This is a genomic window from Segatella copri, assembly GCF_009495355.1.
In the GTDB taxonomy this organism is placed as follows: Bacteria; Bacteroidota; Bacteroidia; order Bacteroidales; family Bacteroidaceae; genus Prevotella.
Window position 1 is genome coordinate 21110 of record NZ_VZAD01000018.1, and the last position, 17751, is coordinate 38860.

A 17751-nucleotide genomic window follows, 5' to 3' on the forward strand; every position below is an offset into this window, starting at 1 on the left:
AAACATTATTAATTAAAATATTCAACGAATATGGCAAAATTTAAGAGAATTCTCCTGAAGTTGAGTGGAGAAAGTTTGATGGGAAGCCAGAGCTATGGCATCGACCCGGAACGATTGAGCGACTATGCACGCCAAATCAAGGAAGTGCACGAGATGGGTGTACAGATTGGTATCGTGATAGGCGGAGGCAACATATTCAGAGGACTCAGCGGAAGTCAGAAGGGTTTCGACCGTGTAAAGGGCGACCAGATGGGAATGTGCGCTACCGTCATCAATTCCTTGGCTCTGAGTAGTGCCTTAGGCGCTATTGGCGTAAAGAACAAAGTGCTTACAGCCATTCGTATGGAGCCAATTGGCGAGTTCTATAGCAAGTGGAAAGCCATCGAGGCAATGGAGGCTGGCTATATCTGTATCTTCTCTGCAGGTACCGGCAGTCCATATTTCACCACAGATACTGGTTCTTCATTGCGTGGCATCGAGATCGAGGCCGACGTGATGCTCAAGGGAACCCGAGTAGACGGCATCTATACCGCCGATCCGGAGAAAGACCCAACTGCCACGAAGTTTAGTGAGATTACCTACGACGAAATCTACACAAAGGGCTTGAAGGTGATGGATCTCACCGCCACCACTATGTGCAAGGAGAACAATCTCCCTATCTACGTGTTCAATATGGATGTAGTGGGTAATCTGAAGAAAGTGATGGAAGGCGAGGAGATTGGAACGCTCGTTCACAACTAATCATTTTCCTCTATTCATCTTCCCTATAGAAGATTGTAAACAATAAAAAGGCGTATCACTTGTTGATACGCCTTTTGAAGTATTTAATATCAATGTGTAACCACGTCGTAGTGTCTGCTTTTTCATTTCTCTTTAGGGATGTCCCCTTTTTGTTCTCCACCAAGTACTTGATGACAGAGGTGAGCACATATGCCACGATGACAATCCACCATCCCTCGAGGAATCCCATCAAACCGTCCTCAATGATAGAAACTACTATCACTGCCAAGGCAAAGGCGGCGAACCACCATTTGATTTCATTTCCCTTGTATGTCCATTGCTTAAACTTCAATGCGAAGAGCGGCATCTCGCATACCAAGAGATAGCTGGTGACGAGGATAAGTGCCAATACTACCCATATAGACCAAGTATAACCACTGAGCCAGAATGGGTCGAAGACAATCAGCGACCCCCAGAAGAGGGCATTGGCTGGTGTCGGAACACCAATGAAGGAAGTGGTCTGGCGTTCGTCCAAGTTGAACTTCGCCAATCTCAATGCCGAGAATGCCGCAATGATGAAAGCGGCGTATGGCAAGTATTCTCGCAATGGCTCTAGGAAGCTAGGGTAGTTCATCACGAAGAGTTGTGAGAAGACGATGGTGGCTGGTGCCACACCAAACGTCACGTCATCCGCCAAGCTATCCAGCTCCTTGCCGATAGGCGATGATACATGCAGCAGTCGGGCGCTCATGCCGTCGAAGAAATCGAACATGGCACCAATGATAATCCACAATAAAGCCAGCTTTGGTGAACCGCCAAAGGCAAACGATGTCGCGATGCAGCCCGAAATCAGGTTGCAGCAAGTTATCGTGTTTGGAATATGTTTCTTAATACTCATTTATTTCAGTTTTGCGATGATTGTCTGATCACCAGTAGTTGATTGTCCCATCTTTACGCATACCTCAGAGCCCAAAGGCAAGTATACATCCACACGTGAGCCCAACTTGATGAATCCCAGGTGCTCATCAATATAGCACTCCTCGCCCTCCTTGGCATAGGTTACGATACGGCGTGCTACGGCACCAGCAATCTGTCGGCACAACACATCCACCCCCTTGGGTGTGGTAATCATTGTGTCGGCATGCTCGTTCTCCTCGCTTGCCTTTGGCAACCAGGCTTTGTGGTAGTTGCCGTCTACGTGCTTCACGAATTTCACCTTTCCGTCAACGGGGAACCAGTTGGCGTGTACGTTCCAAAGACTCATGAAGATGGAAATCATCAGTCGGCGGTCGTTGAAGTAGGGCGCATTGTCCACCTCTTCAATAACTACGATCTTGCCATCTGCCGGTGCCACCACCAAGTTGTCGGTGTCTTCGATATTCAAGTATCTTATTGGACATCTGTAGAAGTTGAGTACGATACCATATACCGTACCAAAGACTACTACGAAAATCCAGAAAGGAATCTTGTTGTCAATGGTGCTCCATAAGATTGCGGCGATTGCTACTATTGCTATCATCCCATACACGAGTTGGTCTGTACCTTCACGGTGTAATCTAATTTTCTTTAGTTTCTTTATTCTTTGTCCCATAAGGTAGGATTGAGTTTTTATGCTGCAAAGGTACACCATTTTTGTCGTTTTTGCAAATTTTTCTCCTTTTTCTTTTGGTTATGTCAACTTTTACCCGTAACTTTGAACTCAAATTTTGAGTTTTACGCATAAAAATGGAAGATTTCATTCATTTACATGTTCATACCCAGTATTCCATTCTCGATGGTCAGTCCAGGATTCCCCGTCTTGTGGACAAGGCTATTGCTGATGGCATGAAGGGTATGGCCATTACCGACCATGGCGTGATGTTCGGCATCAAGGAGCTTTGCGACTATTGCGCCAAGGTGAACAAAGGCAGAAAGAAAGAGGGATTGGAACCTTTCAAGCCCATCATAGGCTGTGAGATGTATGTAGCCCATCGCCGCAAGGAAGACCGTGAGAAGGATAAAGGCGATATGAGTGGTTATCACCTCATCGTGCTGGCAAAGAATTATAATGGATATAAGAACCTCATCAAGCTGGTGAGCAACTCGTGGGTGGACGGATATTATATGCGTCCACGTACCGACCGTGCTGATTTGGAAAAGTATCATGAAGACCTCATTGTCTGTTCGGCCTGTATCGCAGGAGAAGTGCCACGCAAGATACTGAACGGCGATATCGAAGGAGCCCGTGAGGCATGCGAGTGGTATCATCGTGTCTTTGGCGATGATTATTATCTGGAGTTGCAACGCCACGAGGTGACCGACCCTTCTGTCCTTGCCAACCGCGAGGCCTTCCCCATGCAGCAACGGGCCAACAAGGTACTTATAGAGATGTCAAAGGAGTATGGCATCAAGTTGGTTTGTACCAACGACTGCCACTTCGAGGACAAGGAGACAGCAGAGGCTCACGACCATCTGCTCTGTCTGGCAACGGGCAAGGACCTTGATGATCCTAACCGTATGCGCTACTCCAAGCAGGAGTGGTTCAAGACCCGTGAGGAGATGAACGCCATCTTCTCTGATGTTCCCGAGGCACTTTCCAATACCTTGGAGGTGCTCGACAAGGTGGAGGTCTATAGCATCGACCATGGCCCCATTATGCCTTTCTTCCCCATTCCGGAGAGCTTCGGTACCGAGGAGCAGTTGCGTGAGCGAGTTTCCGAGGAGGAACTCTATCATGAGTTCACCACCGATGAGAATGGGCAGAATCCACTCTCGCCCGAGGAAGGACAGAAAGTAATCGACCGTCTGGGAGGCTACGACAAAATATACCGCATCAAGTTTGAGGCAGAGTACCTGCGCTACCTTGCTTACGAGGGAGCCAAGAAACTCTATGGCGACCCGCTTCCTGCCAATGTCGACGAGCATGTCAACTTCGAGCTTCATGTGATGAAGACCATGGGTTTCCCTGGCTACTTCCTCATCGTGTCCGACTTTATCAGGGCTGCCCGCGAGGAGTTGGGTGTCATGGTAGGTCCTGGCCGTGGTTCGGCGGCAGGTTCTGTCGTGGCTTATTGCTTGGGCATTACCAAGATTGACCCTTTGAAATATGACTTGCTGTTTGAGCGTTTCTTGAATCCTGACCGTGTCAACCTGCCTGATATTGATACCGACTTCGATGACGATGGTCGAGGCAAGGTGCTGCGATGGGTGATGGATAAGTATGGACACGAGAATTGTGCCCATATCATCACCTATGGCAGTATGGCCACCAAGAACTCCATCAAGGATGTGGCGCGTGTGGAGAAACTGCCACTCGACAGGGCGAATGCCCTTTGTAAGGCGATTCCTGACCGACTGCCTGATGGAGCGAAGATGAATCTGACCAATGCCATCAAGTACACCCCCGAACTGCAGCAGGCAGAATTCTCTTCTGATATACGCGAGAGCAACACCATCAAATATGCCAAGATGCTCGAGGGTACTGTGCGAGGAACAGGTATTCATGCCTGTGGCTTCATTATTTGTCGTGACCCTATCAGCAACTGGGTACCGGTATCTACTGCCGACGACCCAGACTTCCCTGGTCTGAAGACAGCCGTGACCCAGTATGATGGCCATGTCATCGAGACCACGGGACTTATCAAGATGGACTTCCTGGGTCTTAAGACCCTGTCAGAGATGAAGGAGGCTTGCAAGGTTATCAAGCAGACCACTGGTGATGTCATCGATCTTGATACGTTGCCCATCGATGATGAACTGACCTATCAGCTTTATCAGCGGGGACAGACCATCGGAACCTTCCAGTTTGAGTCGCCCGGTATGCAGAAGTATCTCCGTGAGCTGAAGCCTACCGTCTTCGAGGACCTCATCGCCATGAATGCTCTCTACCGTCCGGGTCCTATGGACTATATCCCCTCGTTCATTGCCCGTAAGAACGGAAAGGAACCTATCGAGTACGATATCCCCTGCATGGAGAAATACCTCAAGGACACGTATGGCATTACTGTATATCAGGAGCAGGTGATGCTTCTCTCACGCCAGTTGGCAAACTTCACCCGAGGTGAGAGTGATGCCCTTCGTAAGGCGATGGGTAAGAAGAAGAAGGACATTGTAGACGCGATGAAACCTAAGTTCATCAAGCAGGGACAGGAGAACGGCCACGACCCTAAGGTGCTCGAGAAGATATGGGGCGATTGGGAAAAGTTCGCCTCCTATGCCTTCAACAAGTCGCATGCCACCTGCTATTCATGGGTAGCTTATCAGACAGCCTATCTCAAGGCACATTATCCTGCCGAATACATGGCTGCGCTGATGACCCGCCGCTTCTCTCAGATTACCGAGATTACCAAACTCATGGAGGAGTGCCAGTCGATGAATATCAAGACCCTGGGACCTGATGTCAATGAGAGTTATCGTGCATTCGGTGTGAACGAGCATGGCGAGATACGTTTTGGTCTTTCTGCCATCAAGGGTATGGGAACTCCTGCAGCCGATGCCATTGTGGCAGAACGCGAGAAGAACGGACCTTACAAAGATATCTTTGATTTTGCCCAGCGTGTCGACTTCAGCAATGTCAACCGAAAGGCATTCGAAAGCCTGGCGCTGAGTGGTGGCTTCGACAGTTTCGGAATACCCCGCGAGAACTTCTTTGGTGTCAATAACAAGAACGAGATGTTCCTCGACACCTTGGTAAGATATGGTCAGCTTTATCAGCGCGAGCAGCACGAGGCTGTCACCTCTCTCTTTGGAGGACTCGACGCCATAGAGATAGCCACACCTCCCATTCCTCATGCCGAAGGATGGAGTACCATCGAACGACTGAACAAGGAGCGCGACTTGGTGGGTATTTATCTCTCGGCTCATCCTTTGGACGACTATAGTGTGGTGCTGAACTCTATGTGCAACACCCATTGCGCTGAGTTAGGCGACAAGCCCTCGCTTGCCAAGAAAGAGAATATAGTCTTTGGCGGCATCATCACCGGAGTGAAGTCGAAGTTCACCAAGAAGGGAAATCCCTGCGGCTTCGTCACGATAGAAGATTTCGAAGGCTCCGGCGAGTTGGCTCTCTTTGGTGAGGACTGGGGACAGTGGAAGGGTATGTTCACCGAGGGCTGTACCGTTTTTGTTACAGCGAAGTGTCAGTCACGTTATGGCAACGACCAGTATCTCGACTTCAAGGTTTCGAGTGTGGAGTATCTCCAGACGGTAAAGGAGAAAAAGTTGGACAAACTCACCATCACGATAGATAGTGATATCATCAACGATACGTTGGTGAGCGACTTGAGCACACTCCTTGCCCGCGACAATGAGGAAAGTCGTACCCAGCTCTTCCTCCGCATACACGAAGTGGAGAGCAACGACTACATCCTTATGAGGGCCCAAGACAAGACGGTGAATGTAGACAAGAACCTCATCCAGTTCATCGAGGACAATCCCAAAATGTCGTATAGCATTAACTGATGTCTCGAAAAGTCATAGCCTTTTGGGTGTTGTCTCAACTGCTGTATGGGATATGAGCTTTGGCATATTATTTGCAGTAATTATATGAACAATACAAACAATTAAAAATAAGAAAAAATGGAAGTTACAATTACAACCGAGAATTTCGAGAGTTATAAGAATGGTTCGCTGCCTTTGGTAGTTGACCTTTGGGCAACATGGTGCGGTCCTTGCCGTATGTTGGCACCCATCGTGTCTGAGCTTGCTTCAGAGTATGATGGCAAGATAGTAGTTGGTAAATGTGATGTGGAAGAGAACGAGGATATCGCCATGGAGTTTGGTGTTCGTAATATCCCTACCCTTCTCTTCTTCAAGGATGGTAAGCTCGTTGACAAGTTTGTTGGTTCTGCTAAAAAGCCAGCCCTTGTCGAGAAGTTCCAGGCACTCCTCTAATCCCTAATCGCTTCATACAAAAGCATGGCTTTCCGCCATGCTTTTTTTTTGACTATGATAGAAATTGTGCTAAAATCTCCTCTCACATTCCCATTAACGATAGATGAATAACGAATGCGATACTTGAGTTATCGCCCTTGAATTCCAATAATACTTTCACTTCATACTGAGAGAAATCTTGCTCTTATACTATAAAACTCTTTTTTTTAGCCTATGAAAGTTCTGTTCAGAGCCTTCGAATGTCCGTTCAGAGCCTTTGAATGTCCGTTCAGAGCCTTTGAATGTCCGTTCAAAGCCTTTGAATGTGCGTTCAGAGCCTTTGAACGGAGAATATACTGTGGTTCAACGAAACTTTCGCAGTGGTTTAACGATTTTAGTTGACCACTCTAAGTGTTATTGATACTATGAGTTGACTCCGTAATTGCTTATTATTAATTCACGTTGACTTACTTATATTTTAGTCATACTTATAGTTAATTACTTATGTCACTCGTAGCAAGTATAAGGCTATGGGTGCTGGAGAAAGTCAGAAGAACAGAATGTGAGGAATACATCATCCTTGAGATGTTGCAAAATGAAAAAACGCATATATAATATAATGTACGCGTGCGAACGTGAGCATAAATATTATATATGCGATTGGTTTTCCTGCTTTTGTGCAGGGTTAGAAGGAGATGGTGCGGGAGCCGTCTGCTTCTGTGGTGATGTGAACTTTGGTGACATCTTCTGGTAGAAGGGACTCTATGAGTTCTGGCCACTCTAAAAAGCAGAGGTTGCCACCATAGAAGTAGTCTTCGTAGCCCATGTCGTACACTTCGTCTATCTTCTTGATGCGGTAGAAGTCGAAGTGATATATAGGGTCGCCATTGCCTGAGGTGTATTCGTTGACGAGTGCAAAGGTGGGGGAGGTGATGACGTCTTCTACTCCTAATTCTTCACACAATGCCTTGATGAAGGTAGTTTTGCCAGCTCCCATCTTGCCGTAAAAGGCGAAGACTTTGCTGTCACCCATGTTCGAGATAAACGCCTTTGCAGCGTTGTGTATGTTCTCTAATGAGTTGATTTTTATTTCCATATTGCTATATTTTTTATTAAGTTGTGCCCTTTGGACTATGTCTTGTTGGGCTTTGTGTTATTTGTTCTGTTCTTGAGTTCTCTCCTTGACCGATGGTCATGAAACCTTCTGTCATCTATCGCTTTCGGGGTGAGAGGGTAATCATAGGGATGAGCATCTCTTCCATGGAGATGCCTCCATGCTGGAAGGTGTCCTTATAGTAGGAAACGTAATAGTTGTAATTGTTCGGATAGGCGAAGAAGGAATCGCCATAGGCAAACACATACGAGGTGCTGATGTTGGGCGCAGGAAGCAGTGCCTTGTGTGGGTCTTTGATGACAAATACGTCCTTGGCACTATAGGCAAGGTTCTTGCCTAACTTGTAGCGCAGGTTTGTGTTGGTGTTGCGGTCGCCTACTATCTTCAGAGGCTTGGTGGCTCTTATGCTGCCATGGTCGGTGGTGATAATGACTTTATAATTGCTTTGCGACAGGAGCTTGAAGAGTTCGGACAGCACAGAGTGGTGAAGCCAGCTCTGAGTAATGCTGCGATAGGCAGACTCGTTGTTGGCTAACTCGCGGACCATCTTCGACTCGGTGCGGGCATGGGAGAGCATGTCTATGAAGTTGATGACTACCACATTCAGGTCGTAGTTTTTCAGCTCATTATACTTGTCAAGAAATTTGTCGGCTCCCATGGAGTCGTTGATCTTATGATAGCTGAAGGTGTTGTGACGACGATATCGGTCGAACTGAGTCTGTATGAGGGGTGCCTCGTTGAGGTTCTTGCCTTCTTCCTCTTCCTCGTCTACCCACAGGTCTGGAAACATCTGGGCTATCTTGTCTGGCATCAGTCCACTGAAGATGGCATTGCGTGCATACTGGGTGGCAGTGGGGAGAATGCTCATATACATATCTTCCTCGATGTCGAAGAGGTCACCGATGTCATGTGCCAACACTTTCCACTGGTCGTAGCGGAAATTGTCGATAACGATGAGGAAAACTTTCTCGCCCTGGTTGAGTTGAGGGAATATCTTGGTCTTGAAGACATCGGGACTCATGCAGGGGCGTTCTTCGTTCTGGTTGAGGGATGCGAGCTGCTGCATCCAGTCGAGATAGTTCTTGGAAACATACTTGGCAAAGCCTAAGTTGGCCTCTTCCTTCTGCATCTGCAGCATCTCGGTCATCGGGCTGTTCGTGCTGCTGAGCTCCAGTTCCCACTTCACGAGTCGACGGTAGATATCCATCCAGTCTTTCCAGGTGCGGCTGTCCATGATCTGCATTGCCAACTGCTGGTACTCTTGCTGGTAGCTGCTTTGGGTTACCTCGCTGACAATCTCGCGCTGATGGATGTTCTTCTTGAGCGACAGGAGAATCTGGTTGGGGTTGACGGGCTTGATGAGATAGTCGGCTATCTTGGAGCCGATGGCCTGGTTCATGATGTCTTCTTCCTCGCTCTTGGTACACATTACCACAGGTGTGGCAGGTTGTATGTCCTTGATTTGCTGTAGGGTCTCCAGACCGCTGAGTCCTGGCATCATCTCGTCGAGCAAGATGAGGTCGAAGGTCTGCTGGCGGCACTGCTCGATGGCGTCGGCTCCGTTGCTTACTGTGACAACTTGGTAACCTTTTTTCTCGAGGAAGATGATGTGGGCCTTGAGAAGTTCCACCTCATCATCTACCCATAATAATAGTCCGTTGTTCATATTTCTAAAATCCTTCTAATTCAAAATATTCGTCTTCCAGATCATAGGAGTCTTCTTTTTTCTCCTTGTTGTCTTTCTGATTTTTCTTTTCTTCTGTCTTGTTGTCTTTAGCCTTGGGGGCTGCTGTGTTCTTATTGGCTGCCTTTGACGGGGCAGTCTTGTCTGTCTTTGCAGTCTTGCCAGTCTTTGCAGGTTGGCTTGTCTTTGCAGGCTGATTCGTCTTTGCTGTATTGACAGGTTGGGGTTCCTCCTTGATGACAGTAGTGCCTGAAGCAGGCTGGGCAGGCTGCGCTTTCTCCTTGATGATATTGCTGTTTTGGGCAGGCTGCGTTTCCTCCTTGATGATGGTTGTGCCCTGAGCATTCTGTTGTTGCTGAGGCTCTTCGGGTATAGTCATCGTATTATCGGAAGGTGCCTGGTTGTCAGTCTTCTCCTCTGTAACGACGATGGTTGTCGAGGTGTTCGGCTCTTCCAGTTCTGGGTTCTCATCGGTTTCCTTTTCGTCAGAGGATGCTGAGGACTCTTCCTTTTCGGTGATGATCTCTGCCGGCTCGTCCAGCAAGTCTGTCTGGATAGGCTTCACTGGGGCGAAGTGCTTCAGATAGAACTTGTCGTAGTCGCTATAGGCATACTGGGTGCCCAACAGCGAGAGGTTCTCTTGGCTGATGAGATAGGTGCGCGACTTACTCAGAAGGCGCACAATTTGTGTCTGATGCAGTACGTCGTGGGCATAGAGGCGTGCCTCGTCGTAGTTACGGAAACCTGTGATCTGCATGAGATGGATGCCGTCGCGTTCTTCGATGTTGATATCAAAGTTGCGGACAAGATAGGTTGTGAAGTTGAACTTCGCCATCTCGAAGAGCAGTTGGTTCTCGTTGACAGAGTCGGGTTGATAGGCAAAGAGGAACACGAAGTCGGTCTGTCGCTCTGGGCTGAAGGCCTTCTGTGCAGTCCGCTCGTTCTCATTGAGTACGGTGCTGCGTCGCTCCCATACGTTCTCCAGGTCGAACTTGCCGCCATGGAGACGTTTCCCGGCATTGACTCCATTGACTATCATACCAGCCATCTCGCTGAGTCTTCCCTCAGGATATTTCTCGACCAGGGTCTTCATATCTGCCACGCATCCTTGCGCATCGCCCTGGTTCAACTTGCTCAGAGCGCTGATAAAGATAAACTTGTCACGGTTGGCGCCCATGGGGAAACGGGTGGATGATATATCTGAGTTGGACAGTACCGTCTGGTATTTCCCCAGTTTGAAAGCCTCGTAGGACGCAGCATAGAGCGAGTCTTCTATGTGGACACCAAACTTGGCATTGTCGGCATAGTAGGGGTCGGTAAGAAGTGTGGTCCACTTACTCTCTGGGTATTCCTGCTTGAGTCGCTCTACATAGGTGTTGGCTGTAGAAGGCATGTGCTTGCGTGAGTAGAGCAGATAGAGATGATAGAGCACATCGTCCATGTGTTCATAATCCTTGAAATGTTCCTCAATGCGTCGCAGGGCTTTCTCGCTCAGTGGCAGGTTGTCGAGCTTGTCCTTGAAGATGACTCCAGAGTGATACAGACCATCGGTGAGCAAGGCGTTGCTTGCCTGCAACTGTTCAGCGGTGAAGGGGATTTGTGCCAGATAGTATTCGCGTTTGTGAGGATCGTTCTGGGCACTGTCGGCTATCTGCTTGATGGAGTCTTCCTGTATGGATGCCTGCGCCAAGGAGTCGCGCATCTCGTCGGTCATCTCCTCTGCTCCCTGAGCTGAGGCTACAACGGTCTTGTTGATACGCTGCCAGTTGTCTACATTCTCGCGCTTGCCCCACTGACGCTGGAAGGATGTCTTACCCTGACTTACAGCTATGGGGTTGTAGAAATACCAGGCACTGTTGGCCTTCGATGCTGCTGGCGATGATGTTTGTGACGGACGTTTGTTGGCAGAGGTATTGCCCATTCCTCCATTCTGAGCCAACTGGCGCTGGGCATTCTCTTCGGCCTGCTGGTTGCGTTCTTCTTTTTCCTTCTTCTTCAGAAGGGTTATCACTCGGTCGATGGCGGCATTGCGGTCGGACTCACTCATGGTGGCAAGTTGCTGGAGAGAATCCTGCAAGTGGACAGCCTCGGTATAGGGTACGAGTTCGTCGAGTACTTTGGAACGCTCGGACAGTTGTTTGTAGTCCTTGCGGTCTTTGTCCAACAGGCCGATGGCCTCACCATAACAGCGGCGTGCATCTGAATAGAGTTCCTTGGTCCAATATAGGTCGCCCAAGTGGAGGAGCAGTACACCTTTCTCTATACCGTTGCGTGTTGACTTTGTGTTGCCTTTCTCGTAAGAGGAGATAGCATTGAGGGTGTCACGTTTCAGCAGGTAGATATTACCCATGGCATAATAGAGTTGGTCGAGATACTCCTTATTCTTATCGGAGGCAGCCATTCGGCGCAGACGGGAAAGAACCTGCTTGGTATTGGTGGATGCCATCACCTCGCTCATAGAGATGCGGGCATTGAACTCTAACTCGTAGGGTGGGTTGAGGCGTATCACGTGTTTGAAGGCCTTGTAGGCTTCGGTCTTACGACCCAATGCAGCCTGCAGCTGGCCCATGAGATACCACTCGCGGGCTTTCTGTTTGCGGCGCATCTCATGCTTGATGACTTTGCGCAGGTAGGGGATGGCCTTGTCGAACTGCTGGGTGTGGATGTAATAATCCGTATAGGTGTAGTCCCATTCTTTCTGGGCACGCCAGTGGATGGAGTCGCGCTGCATATTGCGGATGATGTCTTCGGCATCGTACATCCAGTTCTGTTCGATATAGCATTTAGCCAACCATGCCTTTGCACGGCCGTAGATGGCAGGTTGGGTCTCGAAGAGCCGGCTCATATAGGCAAAGGTGGAAGCGGCATTCTCGAAGTCGCCTTGATAGAACTGCGAACGGCCCATCAGCATCCAAGCCTTCCAGATGAAGGGATTGTACTCTCTGCGGTTGAGCCACTCGATGTCCTTGGCTGTCTTTCGGCGACTCTTGTTCCATTCGGGGCGCTGCTTGATGCTGTGGCGCTGGATGGCTTTCTGACATTTCTCGATGGCACGGTCGTAGTTGCCCTTGCCCAATTCGCGGCTGTTCTTGTTGCCTACGGTATAAAGGGGGATGATTTCGGTATAGTTGTCCTTGTTGCCCTGCTCTTTCTCGAGCGAGGCATCGATATAAGCCAAGGTGCCATTATAGTATATATTGTACTTGGAGTGGAAGGCATGCAGCCATCTGTTGCGCGCAGTATTTTTCTGCGTAGAACAACCTGTCACGGCGATGAGGGCTATGACGAGGATGAGGATAATATGAAGGGCAGAATGCTGTTTCACGTTGATGGCTTTTGTTTCTTATAAATGTTTTTTATTTCTTATAAAACTGAGATATGCCTGCTTTTATTGTCTTGCAGAGGGCAAAAGTGAGGATACTTACAAAGATGATGGTGGCTCCTGAGGGAACATTGAACTGATAGCTGACGAGGAGCCCGATGAGGCAGTCGAACCAGCCCACGATGATGCTGTAGAGGATAAGCCGCCTGTAACTGTAGGTGAAGATACTGGCCGTCATCTGTGGAATGGTAAGCAGACTGATGGCAAGGACTATACCCACCATCTTGAGGGTGGCGACGATGGTCATGGCGATGAGTGCCATCATCGTATATTCTATCAGGGCGACGGGAAGATGCTGCGAAAGAGAAAAGGTGCGGTCGAATGCCACACTTTGGATGGGTCGTAGAAAAAGAGTAAAGAGTATGCAGACAAATGCCGTGAGAATGCCCAACAGCCAGAGATCGCCTGTGCCGATGGTGAGAATGCTGCCGAAGAGAAAAGAGGGCAGGTCGGGCATGAAACCTGGAGTAAGGAAACAGCAGATGATACCCACACTCATGCCCAGAGTCCAGAACATGGCAATGGCGGAGTCCTGACGTATGTCCTTGCGTGAGGAAGTCCATTGTACGCCGAAAGCGCTGAGTATGGCAAATATCATTGCAGACAGGATGGGGTTGATGCCGGCAAACACTCCTATGCCTATGCCTCCAAACGAGGCATGGGTGATACCGCCACTGATAAAGACAAGGCGGCGGGTTACGATGTAGGTTCCTATGAAACCGCAAAGGATGCTTGCCAGAAAAGCTCCTGCAAGGGCGTTCTGGAAAAATGTATATTCGAGTATGTTCATGAGGCTACGTGGCTTTCCTGTATAAATGCTATGACTTCGTCCTTCAGCGTGTCGGGAAGGTTGATGCCCCGGAGAATGAGGCTTCTGTTCCAGGCTGCCACTTCCTCGGGATGCATGGTATAGAGGACTTCGGAGAATTCTTCTACTTCCTGGGGTGTATAGTCATGGGACTCGCGACCTCGAAAACGGTCCAACTCCTCATCGTCGAAATATTCGATTTCTTTGACCGATGCTTCCATCAGGCATTCTTGCTCGCATTTGGCATTATCGCCATTGCAGGTGTTGCAGGAAACTCCTTCCTGAATAGGTGATTCGGGACCATTGCGATGGCTCAAGATGCCTAATAGAGCAGAGATGATGCCCAAGACCACGAGGGATATGATGAGATATAGCATGGGATGTACGGATAGATTCTTACTGTTTGTGAGAAGACAAGGGAATTATGCCTTCTCGGTGATAATGAAACCTACAGAGCGGAGATCTTCCCAGAAGTGGGGATATGACTTGGTGACGACCTCGGGATGATTGATCTGCAACTGTGGAAACTTGAATGCCAGAGGTGCGAAGGCCATTGCCATGCGATGGTCTTCATAGGTGTCGATAGGCTCATGGGTAGGCTCGCAGGTCTCGCCTTCCCAGATGAGGGTGTTGTCATTCTCGTCGCGAATGACATAACCCACTTTTCTGAGCTCTCGCTTCAATGCCTCTATACGGTCGGTCTCTTTGATCTTCAATGTGGCAAGACCGGTGAAACGGAAATGTACTCCCATCGCACAACAGGCTACTACGATGGTTTGTGCCAGGTCTGGAGAACCCGTGAAATCGTAGTCAAGGCGTGGTAATGTACAGCGGTGGGCCTTCAGCTTGAGTGGGGCTATACGGTCGCGTAACTCAAAATCGCTCTTCACTCCCAACAGGCTGAAGATGTATTTCACCACAGAGTCGCCCTGCTTGGTGCAGTCTGACAGACCATCCAACTGCAGTTCCGAGTCACGATTGGCATTGAGGGCCATGATCTCGTACCAGTAGGACGATGCACTCCAGTCGCTCTCTATAGTGTAGTCTTCTATCTTGGCATAGGGTTGGGGTGCTATGGTAATGGTGTCGATATCAGTCCATTTGGCATCGGCACCAAACTGACGCATGGTCCACAGGGTAAGGTCTATATAAGGACGGGAGGCTATCTCGCCTGTGAGTTTCAGCTCGAGACCTTTCTGCAACACCGGACCTATCATCAGCAGGGCAGAGATATACTGCGAGCTGATACTGCCTACTACCTCTATCTGGCCACCCTCGAGAGGTTTGCCTTCGATGCGGAGTGGGGGAAAGCCTTCTTTCTCTACATACTCGATGTCGGCTCCCAAACGGCGGAGTGCATCTACAAGAATGGCTATAGGACGGTTCTTCATGCGCTCGGTTCCCGTGATGGTATGCGAGCCTGGTGTGCTTGCCAGATAGGCGGTCATAAAACGCATGGCGGTGCCTGCTGCCTTGATGTTGATGGTCTCGGGCATGTCACGAAGTGCGGCTACTATTACTTCTGTATCATCGCAGTCGCTCAGATGGCTAAGAGGAAAGGTGCAGCCTGCCATAGCATGGATGACAAGGGCGCGGTTGCAGATACTCTTGGAGGCTGGCAACTGGATAGTACTGTTGATCTGTTGGGGTGCTTGAATGATATATGTCATGTTATGTTTTGTTTTCTGCGTTATTTGACGATGATTACTGGTAAGTCGAGAGGCTCATCGGTAGCTGTCTCTGTGGAGCGAGTGTTAGGACGCTCTTTTTTGGGGCCAGGAATGAGGGGACTGTAGTAGAGTACCTGGCGTATGCGCTCACGCTGTTGGGCTGTGAACTGATAGTTCAGGCTCATGGAATAGTCCATCAGGTTGATGGAACTCCAAGTATCGCCTGTGTCGTTTTGACGAGAAATCATATCAGACAGGAGGACGATGACATCTTTACCTGCCGACTCGGCTTCTTGTCGTTTGTTTTCTATATATTGGGAAAGCCACGTGTTGTAGGCTGGTCGGTTATAACTCTTTGTGTCGGTGCAATAATCGGTATCGGCATACGACTCGATGGGTTTGTTGTATTTTTCAGCAAAGACATGATGCAGACCAAGATAATGTCCTAACTCGTGGGCAAGTGTGGCATTGGCATCGTAGATGAGATTTTCGGTGTTCTCGGATTCAGAAGTTATGCCTTTGTATCGGTTGCTCTCATAGTAGATGTACTTACTGTTGATGCAGAGGCAGTGAGCGTATTTCAGATTACTCTTGGACAGTTTGGTACGCTTGGTGTTATTGAGACCTTCTATCTGGGGATAGCCTGCTCCCTGATAGGGCATCACGCTGATGCCCAAAGTGATAGAAGATTCGTCTTTTGTCTGGTTGAAGGGGTATACCATCACGTTGATGTATTCGTTGGGATCCCATACATATTTGGTGTATCGGCGTGAGTTGTCGCCCATGAACTTTTCGCAGTCAATGGGGTAGGTGCCAGTCCATTTGATATATTCAACTCCTGGTTGTGCTAAGGTTTGATTTTGCTCGTTCTTCTCGGCAAGGACAAAACGGATGTGGATATTCTCGCTGTTGTCGTATTCCTGATATGTATAGACGTCGCCTTGATAGAGCTCATTGACATGGGCAACGAGTTCTTTGATTCTGGTATAGTCTACATACTGTTTCCTGTCCTGACGGTCTTGATAGAGTACGTGGAATATCACGGGTATCTGGTATTCATAGTCGTCGCTTGTTATCTCATCGTTGTCGCGGTCTTGCTCTATATCAGCATAGAATTCTTCTGTGCTGCTGTTACAGCAAGTGAGGGTGGCGCCTATTATGCATAACAGGATGCTATATATATAATGTTTCATGCGTGCGTACTTATTTATTATAATGTTGCAAAATTACAAAAAATATCGTAGATTCATACATAAAAGAGGATATATTTTTCTAAAAACAGTAAGGGCGTATCCTGCTTGATGCAGATAAGTGCAGGCTCCGCAGTATAATATATGGCTGGGGACTTACTCGCTTATCATTTCTGTTTTGTTTATGCTGCTTGTAATCTTCCTGCTTGATTTTTGCTGGAGGATTAATTGATGTTTACAAAATGTTAGTAAATAGGGGGTGTAAAGATGAATGTGTGGAGCCGTAATTGACAAAGTGTAAGTAAAACGTGGAAAAACTTTTGAATTCTCACTTTGTGTGCGTTACAAATTGCAAAATAAAATAGCCTCAAAAAATATGATAAAATTGCGTTAAGGAAAAATACAACTTACTCAAATTATTACTATCTTAGCATCAGAAAAAAGATATAAACCTTTAAAACGTAGTAACAATGAAACGAATTATATTTTTGTCAGTTATGATGCTCGTGACCATCGCAAGTTTTGGTCGTAAGCACGTGGAAAATGCAACAGTAGTTGCTGACACCATTTTTTATGCTGAGAATATGAGTAATGTGGCAAATGCTGATCAGGCTGCTTATTATCGTATTTTGATGACAACAGGAAGTGGTATCACCAAGAAAAATGTCTTCCAGGACTTTTATATGAATGGAAACCTCAGAGCCGAGGGCGGATATAGCTTCATCGACTTGGGTGATGACCGTAACACCGTTTTCAACGGAGAAGTTATTTCTTACTACAAGAATGGTAAGGAAAAGTGGCACGGAAAGTATGTCAATGGCAAACGTGAGGGTTACTTTACATTGCAGCTTCGCGATGGCGGTGTAGCCGTGGTACAGTTTAAGGGAGGTAAGTCAGTACATGACTTCTTTACAGTAACTTATCAGGACGGTAACATGGAAAAGAAACCTCTTTCTGAAATCAAGGGTTTGTTGTAAAGATGAATCAAATAGAATCTCTCTTATATAAATTATAATTTTATGTTGATATGACCTATATGAGGGCTATCCTCCGTGAGGAAGGTAGCCCTCTCTCTTTGGTCTTATCTCAAGAAGAAATTCTACTTGTGGCGATTGGCTCGCTGCTGGCGATACTTAGCTTTCTGTCGTGCAGATCCGCTACCGTGGGCGCCAGTGATATATTTCTTTTTCTTGGCCTTGGTCTTTACCTTGCCGTCGTCCTCCTTCTTGGGGCCTCCTCCGGCTTTGAATACCATGCCACCCATGATAATATCATCAATATCATTCATATTCTTTTGTCTTTAAATGGTGTTGATGTTGTTTTTTAAAAATCT

Annotated in this window: 14 protein-coding genes; 4 read left to right on the top strand and 10 right to left on the bottom strand. The window is 47.9% G+C overall.

Annotated features, from left to right (window positions below; all coding sequences use genetic code 11):
- Positions 1-30: 30 nt before the first annotated feature.
- Entirely contained in the window at positions 31-741 is a 711-nt protein-coding gene (gene pyrH / locus F7D20_RS01745) for a UMP kinase (protein ID WP_158462569.1), read from the top strand.
- 55 nt (positions 742-796) lie between these two features.
- Here pyrH and pssA read toward each other — a convergent pair whose 3' ends face one another.
- Positions 797-1618, bottom strand: coding sequence for a CDP-diacylglycerol--serine O-phosphatidyltransferase (pssA, locus tag F7D20_RS01750; protein ID WP_158462571.1), 822 nt, complete (start codon positions 1616-1618; stop codon positions 797-799).
- Positions 1619-2311 carry a phosphatidylserine decarboxylase family protein gene (locus F7D20_RS01755; protein ID WP_022252810.1) on the bottom strand — a complete coding sequence of 231 codons (693 nt, stop codon included), beginning with the start codon at positions 2309-2311 and terminating at the stop codon, positions 1619-1621. It lies immediately after the preceding gene.
- A gap of 134 nt (positions 2312-2445) precedes the next feature.
- Here F7D20_RS01755 and dnaE point away from each other — a divergent pair, with 134 nt between their 5' ends.
- Positions 2446-6159, top strand: coding sequence for a DNA polymerase III subunit alpha (dnaE, locus tag F7D20_RS01760; RefSeq protein WP_022252811.1), 3714 nt, complete (start codon positions 2446-2448; stop codon positions 6157-6159).
- A 117-nt stretch (positions 6160-6276) separates the two neighbouring features.
- Positions 6277-6591 carry a thioredoxin gene (gene trxA / locus F7D20_RS01765; RefSeq protein WP_158462573.1) on the top strand — a complete coding sequence of 105 codons (315 nt, stop codon included), beginning with the start codon at positions 6277-6279 and terminating at the stop codon, positions 6589-6591.
- Between the two features lie 664 nt (positions 6592-7255).
- On the opposite strand, the gene tsaE is transcribed toward trxA, so the two are convergent.
- The 7 genes from tsaE to F7D20_RS01800 form a co-directional block, all read right to left on the bottom strand.
- A complete protein-coding gene (tsaE, locus tag F7D20_RS01770) occupies positions 7256-7666 on the bottom strand; it encodes a tRNA (adenosine(37)-N6)-threonylcarbamoyltransferase complex ATPase subunit type 1 TsaE (protein ID WP_022251580.1) in 411 nt (136 codons plus the stop codon).
- A gap of 115 nt (positions 7667-7781) precedes the next feature.
- Positions 7782-9350, bottom strand: a complete 1569-nt coding sequence (locus tag F7D20_RS01775; RefSeq protein WP_158462575.1) for a bifunctional response regulator/alkaline phosphatase family protein — start codon at positions 9348-9350, stop codon at positions 7782-7784.
- Between the two features lie 4 nt (positions 9351-9354).
- Complete coding sequence (locus F7D20_RS01780; RefSeq protein ID WP_367383902.1) at positions 9355-12693, bottom strand: hypothetical protein; 3339 nt, start codon at positions 12691-12693, stop codon at positions 9355-9357.
- Between the two features lie 31 nt (positions 12694-12724).
- On the bottom strand, positions 12725-13540 hold the full coding sequence (locus F7D20_RS01785; RefSeq protein WP_158462577.1) for a metal ABC transporter permease: 816 nt from the start codon (positions 13538-13540) through the stop codon (positions 12725-12727).
- Positions 13537-13935: a hypothetical protein gene (locus tag F7D20_RS01790; RefSeq protein ID WP_022251576.1), complete on the bottom strand. Its 399-nt coding sequence runs from the start codon at positions 13933-13935 to the stop codon at positions 13537-13539. The genes F7D20_RS01785 and F7D20_RS01790 overlap by 4 nt, the downstream gene beginning before the upstream one ends.
- A 45-nt stretch (positions 13936-13980) precedes the next feature.
- Entirely contained in the window at positions 13981-15228 is a 1248-nt protein-coding gene (locus F7D20_RS01795) for a 3-phosphoshikimate 1-carboxyvinyltransferase (RefSeq protein WP_158462579.1), read from the bottom strand.
- Between the two features lie 20 nt (positions 15229-15248).
- A complete protein-coding gene (locus tag F7D20_RS01800) occupies positions 15249-16421 on the bottom strand; it encodes a zinc-dependent metalloproteinase lipoprotein (RefSeq protein ID WP_158462581.1) in 1173 nt (390 codons plus the stop codon).
- A gap of 467 nt (positions 16422-16888) precedes the next feature.
- Between F7D20_RS01800 and F7D20_RS01805 the strand changes: the two genes are divergently transcribed.
- Entirely contained in the window at positions 16889-17395 is a 507-nt protein-coding gene (locus tag F7D20_RS01805) for a hypothetical protein (protein WP_158462583.1), read from the top strand.
- A gap of 122 nt (positions 17396-17517) precedes the next feature.
- Here the strand turns inward: F7D20_RS01805 and F7D20_RS01810 are convergent, their stop codons facing one another.
- Positions 17518-17706, bottom strand: coding sequence for a hypothetical protein (locus tag F7D20_RS01810; RefSeq protein WP_022251571.1), 189 nt, complete (start codon positions 17704-17706; stop codon positions 17518-17520).
- Between the last annotated feature and the right edge of the window lie 45 nt (positions 17707-17751).